Origin of the sequence: Acetivibrio mesophilus (assembly GCF_004102745.1) — a bacterium.
Classification (GTDB): Bacteria; Bacillota; Clostridia; order Acetivibrionales; family Acetivibrionaceae; genus Hungateiclostridium; species Hungateiclostridium mesophilum.
The window spans coordinates 273,778-286,458 of record NZ_RLII01000001.1; the positions used below are offsets into that span (position 1 = coordinate 273,778).

General features: G+C 36.8%; 15 protein-coding genes and 2 pseudogenes. 16 read left to right on the forward strand and 1 reads right to left on the reverse strand.

The window, feature by feature from the left end; all coding sequences use genetic code 11:
- Positions 1–8: 8 nt before the first annotated feature.
- From hgcB to EFD62_RS17965, 8 genes are all read left to right on the forward strand, one after another.
- Positions 9–302 (forward strand): mercury methylation ferredoxin HgcB, encoded by a 294-nt coding sequence (gene hgcB, locus EFD62_RS01370; RefSeq protein ID WP_069194638.1) that lies wholly within the window; start codon positions 9–11, stop codon positions 300–302.
- Between the two features lie 17 nt (positions 303–319).
- On the forward strand, positions 320–466 hold the full coding sequence (locus EFD62_RS01375) for a hypothetical protein (protein WP_456236575.1): 147 nt from the start codon (positions 320–322) through the stop codon (positions 464–466).
- 9 nt (positions 467–475) lie between these two features.
- Positions 476–874, forward strand: a complete 399-nt coding sequence (locus EFD62_RS01380; protein ID WP_069194637.1) for an arsenate reductase ArsC — start codon at positions 476–478, stop codon at positions 872–874.
- A gap of 328 nt (positions 875–1,202) precedes the next feature.
- Positions 1,203–1,679: a TrmO family methyltransferase domain-containing protein gene (locus tag EFD62_RS01385; protein WP_069194636.1), complete on the forward strand. Its 477-nt coding sequence runs from the start codon at positions 1,203–1,205 to the stop codon at positions 1,677–1,679.
- Positions 1,680–1,690: 11 nt separating this feature from the next.
- Positions 1,691–2,239 (forward strand): GNAT family N-acetyltransferase, encoded by a 549-nt coding sequence (locus tag EFD62_RS01390; RefSeq protein WP_069194635.1) that lies wholly within the window; start codon positions 1,691–1,693, stop codon positions 2,237–2,239.
- Positions 2,240–2,536: 297 nt separating this feature from the next.
- Positions 2,537–2,965 (forward strand): RNA 2'-phosphotransferase, encoded by a 429-nt coding sequence (locus tag EFD62_RS01395; RefSeq protein ID WP_083225153.1) that lies wholly within the window; start codon positions 2,537–2,539, stop codon positions 2,963–2,965.
- A gap of 62 nt (positions 2,966–3,027) precedes the next feature.
- Positions 3,028–3,795, forward strand: coding sequence for a methyltransferase domain-containing protein (locus EFD62_RS01400; RefSeq protein ID WP_069194634.1), 768 nt, complete (start codon positions 3,028–3,030; stop codon positions 3,793–3,795).
- Positions 3,795–4,769: a GNAT family N-acetyltransferase gene (locus EFD62_RS17965; protein ID WP_083225152.1), complete on the forward strand. Its 975-nt coding sequence runs from the start codon at positions 3,795–3,797 to the stop codon at positions 4,767–4,769. Before EFD62_RS01400 ends, EFD62_RS17965 begins: the two co-directional genes overlap by 1 nt.
- A gap of 230 nt (positions 4,770–4,999) precedes the next feature.
- On the opposite strand, the gene EFD62_RS01410 is transcribed toward EFD62_RS17965, so the two are convergent.
- Positions 5,000–5,209: a hypothetical protein gene (locus EFD62_RS01410; protein WP_194087082.1), complete on the reverse strand. Its 210-nt coding sequence runs from the start codon at positions 5,207–5,209 to the stop codon at positions 5,000–5,002.
- A gap of 467 nt (positions 5,210–5,676) precedes the next feature.
- On the opposite strand from EFD62_RS01410, the gene EFD62_RS01415 reads away from it, so the two are divergent.
- From EFD62_RS01415 to EFD62_RS01450, 8 genes and pseudogenes are all read left to right on the forward strand, one after another.
- Positions 5,677–6,969 carry an AAA family ATPase gene (locus EFD62_RS01415; RefSeq protein ID WP_162302496.1) on the forward strand — a complete coding sequence of 431 codons (1,293 nt, stop codon included), beginning with the start codon at positions 5,677–5,679 and terminating at the stop codon, positions 6,967–6,969.
- A gap of 93 nt (positions 6,970–7,062) precedes the next feature.
- Entirely contained in the window at positions 7,063–7,671 is a 609-nt protein-coding gene (locus EFD62_RS01420) for an RloB family protein (RefSeq protein WP_235832538.1), read from the forward strand.
- Positions 7,672–7,887: 216 nt separating this feature from the next.
- Positions 7,888–8,591: pseudogene (locus tag EFD62_RS01425) on the forward strand (lantibiotic protection ABC transporter ATP-binding protein).
- Complete coding sequence (locus tag EFD62_RS01430) at positions 8,591–9,310, forward strand: lantibiotic immunity ABC transporter MutE/EpiE family permease subunit (protein ID WP_128705633.1); 720 nt, start codon at positions 8,591–8,593, stop codon at positions 9,308–9,310. The pseudogene EFD62_RS01425 and the gene EFD62_RS01430 overlap by 1 nt, the downstream one beginning before the upstream one ends.
- Complete coding sequence (locus EFD62_RS01435) at positions 9,311–10,066, forward strand: lantibiotic immunity ABC transporter MutG family permease subunit (RefSeq protein WP_128705634.1); 756 nt, start codon at positions 9,311–9,313, stop codon at positions 10,064–10,066.
- Positions 10,067–10,075: 9 nt separating this feature from the next.
- Positions 10,076–10,735, forward strand: a pseudogene (locus tag EFD62_RS01440) (response regulator transcription factor).
- Positions 10,726–12,102, forward strand: coding sequence for a HAMP domain-containing sensor histidine kinase (locus EFD62_RS01445; RefSeq protein ID WP_128705635.1), 1,377 nt, complete (start codon positions 10,726–10,728; stop codon positions 12,100–12,102). Before EFD62_RS01440 ends, EFD62_RS01445 begins: the two are co-directional and overlap by 10 nt.
- A 142-nt stretch (positions 12,103–12,244) precedes the next feature.
- On the forward strand, positions 12,245–12,664 hold the full coding sequence (locus EFD62_RS01450) for a pyridoxamine 5'-phosphate oxidase family protein (RefSeq protein ID WP_069194628.1): 420 nt from the start codon (positions 12,245–12,247) through the stop codon (positions 12,662–12,664).
- The last annotated feature ends 17 nt before the right edge of the window (positions 12,665–12,681 follow it).

Sequence of the window (12,681 nt, forward strand, 5' to 3'; positions counted from 1 at the left end):
AGGATGCTATGAAACATAGATATTTGAAAAATGTCGCAACGCTTGGTCTGTCGGCTGAAAAATGTATTGGGTGCGGAAGATGCACTGAGGTTTGCCCTCATGGAGTTTTCAGTATGAACGAAAATAAAGCACAGGTTGAAGATAAAGACAGTTGTATGGAGTGCGGCGCGTGCGCGAAAAATTGTCCTGCAACTGCCATCACTGTTGACGCTGGAGTGGGATGTGCCTCAGCAGTGATTATGGGATGGCTTACCGGAAGTGAGCCCAGCTGTGATTGCTCAAGCGGTGAGGAATGTTGCTAAAATAGAGAGTAATGGTTATGAGTAAAGAAAAAAATACAGGTATTGGTATGCAAAGCCCAGCTGCACTTGCCACCATTGTAGGGGGTTCTACAGAAGTGCCTGTTATGTTGATACTTGTAAAGATGGCTAATAATACAAGGTATCGGTTTCCGGAAAGAAAGTAGGTATGGCTAATGAGTAATAAACCTAAGGTCGCATTTATTTGTGTTCATAATTCATGTCGAAGTCAGATAGCTGAGGCACTAGGTAAGCATTTGGCAGGAGATATATTTGAAAGCTACTCTGCCGGCACAGAAACAAAACCTCAAATTAATCAGGATGCTGTGCGTCTAATAAAAGAGCTTTATGATATAGATATGGAGAAAACCCAATATTCAAAGCTGCTTGATGAAATTCCTCCGGTAGATATTGTTATTACAATGGGGTGCAATGTTAAATGTCCCTACTTTCCCTGCAAACATAGAGAGGATTGGGGGCTAGATGATCCCACTGGGAAAAGTGATGAGGAATTTAAGAAAGTAATTTCAATAATTGAAGCCCGAATAATAGAATTAAAGAATAAACTAATATAATATTAACGCCAATGGCATATTTAGTGATAAGCGTTATTGTTAAATGTAGTAACGCCAGATTTTTACGTTATTTGATGTCTAAGTTTAAGTGAAAATGTTAAAAACAGGTGATAGCTGGTCTGACGTTAGGCCGTTTATTTGTAACACAGAAAAAGGATTTGCTGAAATATAGCTAAAAAAGGCTCCCGTCATTGGATGAATTTCTAATGGTTAGGAGCTTTACTTTATGATTTTGAAAAAAATTAAAAAAAGTAGTTGAAGTATAGCTTATACTTTGTACAATTAAAATATCGGGCGCTCGATGAGAATAAATTTATGGAGGTTCACAATGAGCAAGATTAAAATAATTCCCATCGGAAAGATTAAAAATGAAAATGGAGATGTTGCCATTAAACTTGATGAAAAGTATACGATAGCACTAAAAGGACTTGAAGATTACAGCCATGTGCAGATTATTTGGTGGATGGATGGTTGTGACAATGAAACAGACAGAGCAATGCTGATTCAGAAGAAGCCTTATAAGAATGGACCTGATGAGATAGGAGTATTCGCGCTTCGGTCTCCGGAAAGACCAAATCCTATCGGAGTGTCAAATGCCCAAATTACATTTATTGACGTGACAAATGGTACAATTGGACTTACTTATGTGGATGCAAATAATGGAAGTACTATTCTTGATATCAAGCCATATACTCCAAGTATTGACAGAGTAGAGAATCCCATTACACCGGATTGGTGTGGTCATTGGCCAAAATCCTTCGAGGAAAGTGGAGTATTTGACTGGGCGAAAGAATTTAACTTTTAAGGGGGATTATTATGGCACTTGCAGATTATATTGTAAACAAACCTATTTTGAGGACTGGACGACTGACATTGAGGCAGTTACTTCCGTCTGATATTCCGGCACTGAAAGAATGGATGCCTGATAAGTCAATGTATACCTACTGGGGCAAGCCGGCGGGAAAGACGGATAAAAATCCGGAACTGCTGTTTGAAAAGGCTGAGAAAAATACAAAGAGCTTTCATTGGGGTATTGCAGTGAACGAAAGTGATAAGGCCATCGGTGAAGCATGGATTTATCTAATCGAAAATAATCGCATGGCAAAGGTTGCTCTGCGGATTGCTCCCGCTTATCAAAATCAAGGAATAGCGACAGAATCGATGAAAGCAATCATTGATTTCTGCTTTACTCATACGGAGCTGCAACGCATCTGGACGGACGTAGACATTCGAAATGTTGGCTCATGGAAGGTTCTTGAAAAGTGTGGTTTTACCCGAGAGGGTATGATTCGACAAGGGAAAATGGTCAATACATGGTGCGACTATTATATTTATGGCTTACTGAAAACAGATATAATATGTTGACCTGCTCTCGAAAAATTAGAAACTATTTTCATGCATGGATTAATAAAAATATAGAAGTAGGCAAAGAAACATTTTCAGAAGATATTGTATATAGTGAGTGTTATGGACCTGAATATCATGGCATTTAACAAGCATTAAAATGATTTGCTGATTGGAACTGGAAGAGTGCTAAAATCTGCAATTAATGTGGATTTTGATGTGGAGAATTTGTGATTCCTTAAATATTGGTGCTGTCGCCTTAGTCAGAACAATTCCAATGTAGATAAGCCGGAGAAAGTGGAGGTAATCATTTTTACTATGAATAAAACAGATTTAAGTAAATTTATAAGCCTTATTCTAAGACATAAACCGGAGACAATAGGTATATCATTGGATGAACATGGATGGGCAAACGTTGATGAACTGATTGCGGGTATTTCTGTTGAAAAGGAATTTAATATAGAAATCCTGGAGGATATTGTACGCACAGATGACAAGCAGCGATTTTCTTTCAATGAGGATAAGACTTTGATACGTGCAAATCAGGGACATTCTATTCCTGTGGATGTACAGTTGGATGAAGTGGTTCCACCGGAGATATTGTGGCATGGAACAGGAGAGAAATATATTAAATCCATCGATGTACAGGGATTAATGCCAAAGAGCAGGTTGTATGTGCATTTATCAAAGGATGAAGAAACAGCAATTAAGGTTGGCGCCCGTCATGGAGTGACGCTGAAAAGATAGAAATGAAAGGAAAGTAAAAATATTGTTTAAAGAAAATAGAAATCTTAATTTGGAGGAAAAACATGAGAACTGAGTGGAATGCTGCACAATATTTGATATTTGAAAACCAGAGAAATCAGCCAATCATTGATCTATTGAACAGAATCAGAGATTTTAAACCTGAGAATGTTGTCGACATCGGCTGCGGCCCCGGCAACAGTACAATTCGCGTCCAGCAGACTTTTCCTCAGGCAAAGATCATAGGAATAGACAGTTCTGACGATATGATTGCTAGAGCAAAGAAAGAACATCCGGAAATATCTTTCTGTAAAGAAGATGCCAAAAATTTGGAGGGGACATATGATCTGCTCTTTTCAAATGCCTGTCTGCAGTGGATTCCCAATCATCAGTCGTTGATTCCGATGCTGATGGATAAGTTGAATCCCGGAGGAGTATTTGCTGCACAGTTTCCGATGAACGGGAAGGAACCGTTGTATCAGATCATTGCAGATGTTGCAGCTGATGAAAAGTGGGGTTTTCAGAATATTCAGATAGAGTATAACGACGAATTGACTCCAAAAGAGTACTTTAATCTGTTGAGTAGATGTAGTAGCAGCTTTCAAATCTGGGAAACAAAGTATTACCACAATCTTTCGGACCATCAGGCTCTGATCGAATGGGTAAAGGGTTCAAAGCTCCGTCCGTATCTTGCGGCTTTAAGCCCGGAACAGCAGACGGTGTTTGAGGGAGAAATACTAAAGCGAGTACAGGAGATTTATCCTGTCATGAATAATGGAGAAGTGATTTTGTGCTTTAATCGCTTCTTTATTGTCGCAAAAGGAGGAAAGTGATGTTAGAGACAGAAAGAATGATCTTGCGTCCGTGGAGCGAATCGGATGCAGAAAAGTTATACGAATATGCGAAAGATCCTAGAGTCGGTCCCATTGCCGGATGGCCGCCACACAAGAGTGTGGATGAAAGCCTTAATGTGATAAAAAACGTGTTTAGCGGCTCGGAATGCTATGCTATATGCCTGAAAACGGATAATGTTGCTGTTGGCTGTATTGAACTTAAGCTGAATGGACACACGGATATGACAGATAGGGATGACGAATGCGAGTTGGGCTATTGGCTTAGTGCACTTTTCTGGGGTAAAGGATATATGACTGAGGCCGTCAGGGAAATTCTTCGCCATGGATTCGAAGATTTAGGGATGACCACCATATGGTGTGGCTATTATGACGGAAATGAAAAATCTAAGCGCGTTCAGGAGAAGTGCGGGTTTATCTATCACCATACCTGCAATGATGTTCCGGTGCCGTTGATGGGAGAAACACGGATAGGACATGCAAATGTTCTCACAAAGGAACAATGGCAGTCTGGGCTGATAATACGTTCTCTTTCCGAACAGGAAAAACCTTCTGCTTGCGATCTGGCATGGAAGGTGTTTCTTAAATACGAGGCACCAGAGTATTCAGATGAAGGCATCGATGAATTCAGAAGTGCACTGGATAATTCGGAGTTCATTGGCAGAATGAGATTCTACGGAGCCTATCACCAGGAAAAGCTGATAGGTGTGCTAGCGATGCGTCAGCCGCAGCACATCAGCCTGTTCTTTGTGGACGAAGAATATCACAGAAAAGGCATCGGAAGAAAACTATTTGAGCGTATGCGGCAAGATTATGAAAAGCAGGAGTTTACGGTAAATTCATCACCCTATGCTGTTTTGATTTACAAGAGTCTCGGATTTGTTCCAACTGATGCGGAGCAGACGGTAAACGGGATAAGGTTTACACCAATGAAGTATGGAAGTGAGAAACTATAATATGAGTATGAATTGGCTTAATGCATTTGAACTAATTTGCTATGTTATTGTCGCGCTCATGCTTACGAATCTGATACGGAAAAGGGACTATAACGGGCTGTTCACTTTTGGGGTTGCAGCTACAAGGAGTGTAACCATGTGATTATTTTCCAATTCCAGATTATCGTATGAGGGGAAACTACATGTGCGATTTGATGACCAGACGACGGTAACCCCACTGTTTTACTCTGTCAGGGATTAGCAATGGGGTTCCGGAATCCATATAAATACAGTAATTTCTGCATTGCACGAAGTGTATAACCGTAATACTGAACAATATCTGCGGGAATTGTTGCTGCCATTGCCCAGCCACCTGGAGCACCAAGCGCTGTTGATATTCCGGATACACAGTTGCGTTCAAATTTTATTACTTCATCTGCAATTTTATCGATTTCTTCCACTGAAATGCCTGCATGAGCTGGTGTATAAGCAATAGCATTGCTAAAGCAAAAATATCGTCTATACCAATTCCCCATCACCGTTTTGATCAAGTTTACCAACAACTGAATCTTTTAAGTTAAGAAGTGCATTTGTTGATTTTTCTCCATATACTCGCATTTTCTGCAATTATAGCAGAAGTAAATGTGTCTTTCTATCTATTTCAATTAAATGTATATTATTCCATGCTTGACGGAGTACGAAAAAGTAGGAGGCATTGCCGTTAATTAATGTGAAACCTTCTACCTAATTATTAGAATCAATTAATCAAGAGGAGGATATGAAATGTTTTGTATATTTTCCTGTATGGTGTGAATAATATGATATAAGAATTTTGAAAGTGGAGGTCTAATTTATGATAAAATGTCGCGAAAATATTGCGAATGATGCGAAAAAGTGTTATTATTTAATAAATGAGGGGGTGAATTTCATGTTAATTGAGTATAGAGTTAAAAATTTCATGTCATATAAAAATGAGATTATTCTTTCAATGGTGGCTGACAAGAATCGAGAGTTATCAGATGCAAATCTGTTTCAATATGAAAATATGACTCTGTTAAGAAGTGCTGCGATTTTTGGTGCTAATGCCAGTGGAAAATCGAATTTAATTCAATCGTTTGTTTTTTTTAATAATATTTTTTCATCATATGCTGATACTCATAAAATGATAGCTAATTTACCATATTTCAAACTTGACACAGAAAGTCACAATAAGCCTGTATCTTTTGAAATATCATTTTTCCTGAATGGTAAACGCCATCGCTATGGTATTGAGATAGACAGTAAAGGCATTTATTCGGAATGGTTGTACTTTGTACCTAAGAGGCAAGAGGCATGCTATTTTGAAAGGAAAAGGAATGAAATCGTTCGTACAGGAACATATTTTGAGGACAAAAAGGCCTTGGATTATATAAAACCCGATGCAACGAGGCCATTCTTATTTACATTGGCCCAGGATTCGATTAAAGAATTTACTTGGGCAAAGGAAATTGTTAATTATTTAAAATTTTACATACGGCCAAGCAATTTACCGGAGATGTTTTTTAAAAGTATGATAGAAGAAGAGATTTTAAAGGGATCCGAGAGTGAGATTCTTTCCAAAGAAGAGGTTTTATCTTTCTTAAAAGATGCAGATATTGGTATTGTAGGTATTTCTGTAATCGAAAAGAAGACTGATGAAGATGAATTCCTTCGCCAATTTATTGAGTTTATGAAGCAAAAGGGTGAAAGTGTTGAACCTGTTGAGTCTAATGAGTTGGAAACATATATGCATCATTTTAAGTATGATGAACGGTATAATGTTGTTGACGAAGAAAGATTTCCACTGGATATGGAATCGAGAGGAACTGTGAAACTATACGCCTTACTGTTCCCGATTTTATTTGTCCTAAAGAGAGGAGGTATTCTTCTGGTTGATGAGATCGAAAGTTCCTTGCATCCATTATTATGTGAAAGGATAATTCGACTTTTCAACAATTCTAAGACTAATCCGCGTAATGCACAGCTAATTTTCACTACCCATAATACACTTTTAATGAACCCTAAATTACTACGGAGAGACCAGATATATTTTATTGAAAAGAATAAATATGGTGAAAGCGGTATGTACAGTTTATATGACATTGATTTGGATATTAGAAGTAATTTTAATTATTTGAACAATTATTTAGCCGGTCGCTTTGGTGCTATCCCATATCTGGGAGAGTTTAACTTGAGTATATAAAAATAGACGGGGGGTTGTATTGTGGGCAAAAAGTGAGATATATCCAGTTATAAAAGACAAAAGAAATATATACGCCCTAGTCCGTTTTTTCTCATTGTTTGCGAAGGAGAAGTTACAGAGGACGATTATTTCAAGTCTTTTCCTTATTATGGTAAATTGGGAGCTGCTTCGGATAGAGGATATCACTATAGTTGTGGTGCTGTATATATTGAATCGGGAGCAGGGCAACATGAAAGAGTAGTCTCAAAGGCTCACAAGGTATGGGTTGAATTAAAAAAGAAATATGGGACGATTTCTCCTAATGAAGTTTGGTGTGTTTTTGACTGTGATGGAGATTCTGACGGCCTTAATCGTGCCATACAAGCGGCAAGGGCTAAGAAGTTTAATGCAATTTATTCTGTCCAGTGTTTTGAACTGTGGTTTTTGCTGCATTTTCAAATGGTAACAGGAGCCATCAATAAAACCGAGTATGACAAAAAGCTAAGTGAATATTTAGGTATATGTTATACACATGGAACAAGGGGAATGTATGAACTCTTGAAAGAACGCCAAGACTTTGCTATTCGAACAGCTAGACGGCTATGGGAACAGAAGGAGCAAATGGGTGAACTTCAAGGTGACCCTATTACGAATGTTTTTTTATTGGCTGAAGCATTGAATAGTGCCTATGAAGAACTTAGGAACAGACAATCAAACACTTGACAATGGAAGCCCGATTTGGTGCTGTTGCAAAAACATTAAAAGGAAAGTATCTTTATTGTTCTGTGTATTATTAATAGCAGTAACCTTTCGTCACCTCGACTTAAACCCTTCATATGCATATGTTGCAACATAATAAATCCTTATAAATTCCTTATAATTACCTTTTATACTTAAATTATTGATTAAATACAAGGTGAAATTAGGGAGGTTATTAGGATGTCAGAATATATTTTGGAAGTAAAGGGCCTGACCAAAAAGTTTAAGAGTCAAACAGCCGTAAATAATGTTTCGTTATCCATCAGGAAGAATTCTGTCTATGGTTTACTTGGACCCAACGGTGCAGGAAAATCAACTTTATTAAAAATGATTAAGGGATTATGAAACCAACTTCCGGGGAAATACTATTTGAAAATCATCTGTGGGCAAGGAAAGATTTAAACGATATAGGGGCATTAATAGAAAATCCTGCAATATATCCAAATTTAACTGCAATGGAAAACTTAAATGTTGCTTGTACACTTCGTGGGCTTCCCAAGCCAAGGGTTGAAGAAGTACTGAATATTATAGGTCTTGAGAAATCCGGCAAAAAGAAAGTGAAGAATTTTTCTATGGGGATGAAGCAGAGATTAGGAATTGGCATGGCGCTTATCCATAATCCAAAGCTGCTTATTCTTGATGAGCCTACCAACGGTCTTGACCCAATTGGGATTGAAGAGCTAAGAGAACTAATTAAAACCTTTCCCCAAAAAGGCATTACAGTAATTTTATCTAGTCATATTTTATCGGAAGTTGCCCAAGTAGCTGATGAAATAGGTATTATTTCAAATGGAATCATCGGTTATAACGGCAAAATAAATCAAGATGACAATCTTGAAAAATTATTTATGGAAATTATAAAAAGAAACAGAGGTGAAAACTAATGTTGGAAATAATAAAATCTGAATTTCAAAAGAGTAAAAGAACAACTATAAATAAATTTGCTTTAATAACGCCATTATTCACCCTTTTAATATGTGTTTTATGGGGTGGGGGACAAAATGGAGCATACAACTGGTGGTATGTTATGTTTCTTCCAGGAATGTTGTCTATTATTTCTGCTCAAGTGATTACAAGAGAGAAGAGCCTTTCCTATAAGGGGGTGCTATTATATCCTCAAAGTAAAGCTTCTGTCTGGGTGGGGAAGATAATATATGTTAGCATTTTACTGGCATTTTCCAGTTTGATATTTGCGGTGGGAATTGAAGTCATTGGTTTTCTTTTTGGTTCTACTATCCCTTTAAAAGCTAATATGCTTGCAACTGTTATATTGATACTCACTTTTTTATTTACTATTCCTGTTAGTCTGTTTTTGACCGTCCAATTCAATATGTTTGTTGCCGTTCTTTTTAATATAGGTATGACAATGATTGGTGTGGTGAGTGTTGGTACAAATTCAATTTTAAAGTTTTCGCCTTACGCAGCATCCTCTGCATTAATGGTACCGATTCTTCACATTTTGCCCAATGGCCTTCCGGTACAGGCAGATAGTCCATTGATAAATGGTGATTTGATAGTAACGGATACGATTATCAACATAATTGTCTTCATTATATTAACTATTTTGACTACTGTGTGGTTTGATAAAAAAGAGGTGAAATAAATGTTGCAATTAATAAAGCTAATAAAAGCTGATATAATGAAATTGAAATCCACTCAAATGATATGGATGCACTTTTGCATTCCATTACTGGGATTGATTATATTTTTAGGATATTATTCTATTTCGCCGTGGAGTAGTTTTAGCAAGATATCAGCCTATTTGCAAGTTTTATGCATGGTTTTTCCTATACTAATTGGAATAATTACTTCAATGGTGGCGGATCAAGAATATACCGCAGGGGGATTTCAGAATATTTTAACCGGTTCGGAACCAAAGTATTTAGCTTTTGCCAGTAAATTAATATTGTTCTTATCATTGGGGACTTTAAGTACTCTATTGGCAGTTATGGGCTTTTACATAGGTTATTCTTTTATAGACGATAATATTTATCCCGGTTATATAAATTTGGCGGTTGTCGGAATTCTAATAGGCAGCAATGTATTTCAGTATGTTTTGCATTTCTTCTTAAGTTTTAGATTTTCAAAGGGAGTTTCGATCGGAGTGGGAATCTCTGAATCTCTTGCATCAGGGTTGTTTTTAACAGGCATGGGTGACGGCAGATGGCCCTTTGTCCCAAGTACTTGGAGCATGAGATTTGTTGAATCTTTGCTGATGAAGTATAAAAGTGCGGGCAGTGTATTTATCGAGCCGGATTTACATTTAGGAATTATTATATCTATTGTTGCAACTGTTTTATCCATTATAATTATGTTAGTATGGTTTTCAAGATGGGAAGGGCATAAGTTGGAGGAATAGGAGGTTTATATGGCTAATATTTTAGTTGTGGATGATGATAAAGCAATCCTGGATTTGATTGAGAATATCCTTGGTAAAAGCGGACATTTTGTTAAGAAAATAGAGAATCCGGAAAATGTTTTATCTGAAAATTTAGATTACTATAACCTAATAATTCTGGATATAATGATGCCCGGTATTGATGGGTTTCAATTATGTTCTCAAATACGGTTCAAAGTAGATTCTCCTATTTTATTTCTTACAGCAAAAACAGAGGAAGCGAATATTATTAAGGGATTGGGATTGGGAGCAGATGATTATTTGACAAAACCTTTTGGGGTTCAAGAGCTTCGTGCAAGAGTGGATGCTCATATTAGAAGAGAATAAAGAGAAAAGAGACACTCGGTCAGCATAGGAAATGTCAGATTTTCAATATCTGCCAAGGAGTGTTTCGTACTCGATAACAAGGTTCCTCTTACCAAGAGTGAGTATGAAATAAGTGAGTATTTAGCTCTTCATCATGGTCAAGTCTTTTCAAAGGAGCAAATATTTGAATATGCTTTTGGGTTTGAAAAGGAGAGCAATTTAAGTGCAATTGTTGAGCATATAAAAAATATTCGAGCTAAATTCATGCAATTTGGAGAAGAACCAATTAAAACAGTTTGGGGAATAGGGTACAAATGGGAATGAAAAAAAGCAAAAAACTTCGAACAATTTTTATTGAATATGTTATATCTCTTGGGGCTCAGATTATTGCTTTACTGTTAGCCAATTACTTCATATTAGCATTTACTTCGGCCACAATGGTGTATCTGGCAAATTATTCCGAAAAAGTAATTAAAGAGAATTATGAAGAATTAAAGGATGCACCTGAAGTAACAATGGAGCTATTAACACCAATGTGCAGTTTTGGTGTTTACTCAAAAGATGGACAATACTTATACGGAAATTTACCTTCTAAGAATAAGAAAAAGATTTGGAATGCCTATTATGAAGGGGATAATTCAATAGGTTTGTCAAATTATATTATTGGCATTGTAAGAGAAAAGGATATCTTGATTATAAGCTATCCGTTGACGATGCAATTAAGAAATGATTTATTGAGAAAAGCTTTACCCAATGTAGAATTAGTTGGTGTATCTTTATTTTTGCTTCAACTTATTACAACAATTGTCTTGTGGTCTAATCGGTTTGCAAAAAAGGTTAATATTGAATTGCAATCCCTTCTTAGAGCAACAGAAAAAATACAGGAGCAGAACTTAGATTTTAAGGCAGGCAATAGTAATATAGAAGAGATAGGCATGGTCCTTAACGGGATTGATAGGATGAAAAACTCTTTAAAGATTGCGTTGGAGGAACAATGGTTGTTGGAGAAGCAAAAGAGGGAACAGGTCTCAGCTTTAGCTCATGATATAAAAACTCCTCTTACTATAGTCAAAGGAAATGCCGAATTACTTAAGGAAACAGAGTTATCAAAGGAGCAAAAAGACTACTGCAATTATATAGTGGAAAGCAGTGACCAAATGGATGAATATATTCAACAATTATTGACTCTTACAAAAAAGGAAATTGATAAAGAACATCCGAGTGAAAATATCGAGGTTATAAATGTACTGAATTCTTTGAAAAGGCAAAGCGAGGCTCTAAGTAAAGCAAAAAAGATTAACATAGTTTGGAAAATAGATGTTGAAGATAATCTCTATATAAAAGGTTCTGAAAATGAATTCGAACGTGCAATAATGAATATTATCAAAAATGCATTTGACTTTTCTCCGGAAGCGTCAACAATTGCTGTATATGTTGCAGTGGATGATTGTGAACTGACTTTCAAAATAATTGATCAGGGCAAAGGATTTTCTAAAAAGGCGTTGAAGTATGGAAAAGAGCAATTTTTTATGGAAAATGAAAGTAGGTCAAAAACCGGGCATCATGGATTAGGTTTGTTTTTTGCAAACACCGTTATTACAAAATGCAAGGGAGAACTTATATTATCGAATGATGATAATGGCAGCGGGGCGGTTACAGTAAAAATTCCGGTATTTCGAAAGGATGATTAATCAAAGCGAATTATTCTTTTGAAATCAGGGGAAATATCTGAAGTCCACCTTGCTTTACTTATATAAAGAGGGAATGGGCGGTTAGTGATAGTAAAAGCATTTGAAGATAACATTATGTTTGAAAAATCTAAGGAGGGACAAAATGAATCAGGATATACTTAAGCGAGCAGGGGAGATTATTGAAAGAAACACAGGAGAAGGAACCTACTGCGTATTGGCTCAGACAGACATGGATGATTATCCGACAGTATCTACAATCACTGCTTCAAAAGCTGATGGAATCAACTGGATTACTTTCTGTACCGGGTTAGGTGGAACCAAAACTAACCGGATTAATAAATGTAACAGAGCCAGTGTTTGTTTTAATGCGGAGGACTACAATATCACATTGGTTGGGGAAATGGAAGTATTGACCGACCCGGAGATAAAAAAGGAAATGTGGTATGATGGTTTAGCCAATCATTTCAGCGGACCGGAAGATCCTTCTTTTTGTGTTCTACGTTTCAAAACAAAACGTTATAATTTGTTGGTGGACTGGAAGGAAGCTAGAGGAGAATTATAAAGCTAATGCTTAAGCGG

Coding starts and splice junctions, on each gene's coding strand:
- EFD62_RS17965 (WP_083225152.1), top strand. CDS start 3,795: ATGTTAGAGACAGAAAGAATGATCTTGCGTCCGTGGAGCGAATCGGAT.
- EFD62_RS01395 (WP_083225153.1), top strand. CDS start 2,537: ATGAATAAAACAGATTTAAGTAAATTTATAAGCCTTATTCTAAGACAT.
- EFD62_RS01390 (WP_069194635.1), top strand. CDS start 1,691: ATGGCACTTGCAGATTATATTGTAAACAAACCTATTTTGAGGACTGGA.
- EFD62_RS01380 (WP_069194637.1), top strand. CDS start 476: ATGAGTAATAAACCTAAGGTCGCATTTATTTGTGTTCATAATTCATGT.
- hgcB (WP_069194638.1), top strand. CDS start 9: ATGAAACATAGATATTTGAAAAATGTCGCAACGCTTGGTCTGTCGGCT.
- EFD62_RS01385 (WP_069194636.1), top strand. CDS start 1,203: ATGAGCAAGATTAAAATAATTCCCATCGGAAAGATTAAAAATGAAAAT.
- EFD62_RS01375 (WP_456236575.1), top strand. CDS start 320: ATGAGTAAAGAAAAAAATACAGGTATTGGTATGCAAAGCCCAGCTGCA.
- EFD62_RS01430 (WP_128705633.1), top strand. CDS start 8,591: ATGTTGGAAATAATAAAATCTGAATTTCAAAAGAGTAAAAGAACAACT.
- EFD62_RS01450 (WP_069194628.1), top strand. CDS start 12,245: ATGAATCAGGATATACTTAAGCGAGCAGGGGAGATTATTGAAAGAAAC.
- EFD62_RS01445 (WP_128705635.1), top strand. CDS start 10,726: ATGGGAATGAAAAAAAGCAAAAAACTTCGAACAATTTTTATTGAATAT.
- EFD62_RS01400 (WP_069194634.1), top strand. CDS start 3,028: ATGAGAACTGAGTGGAATGCTGCACAATATTTGATATTTGAAAACCAG.
- EFD62_RS01435 (WP_128705634.1), top strand. CDS start 9,311: ATGTTGCAATTAATAAAGCTAATAAAAGCTGATATAATGAAATTGAAA.
- EFD62_RS01415 (WP_162302496.1), top strand. CDS start 5,677: ATGTTAATTGAGTATAGAGTTAAAAATTTCATGTCATATAAAAATGAG.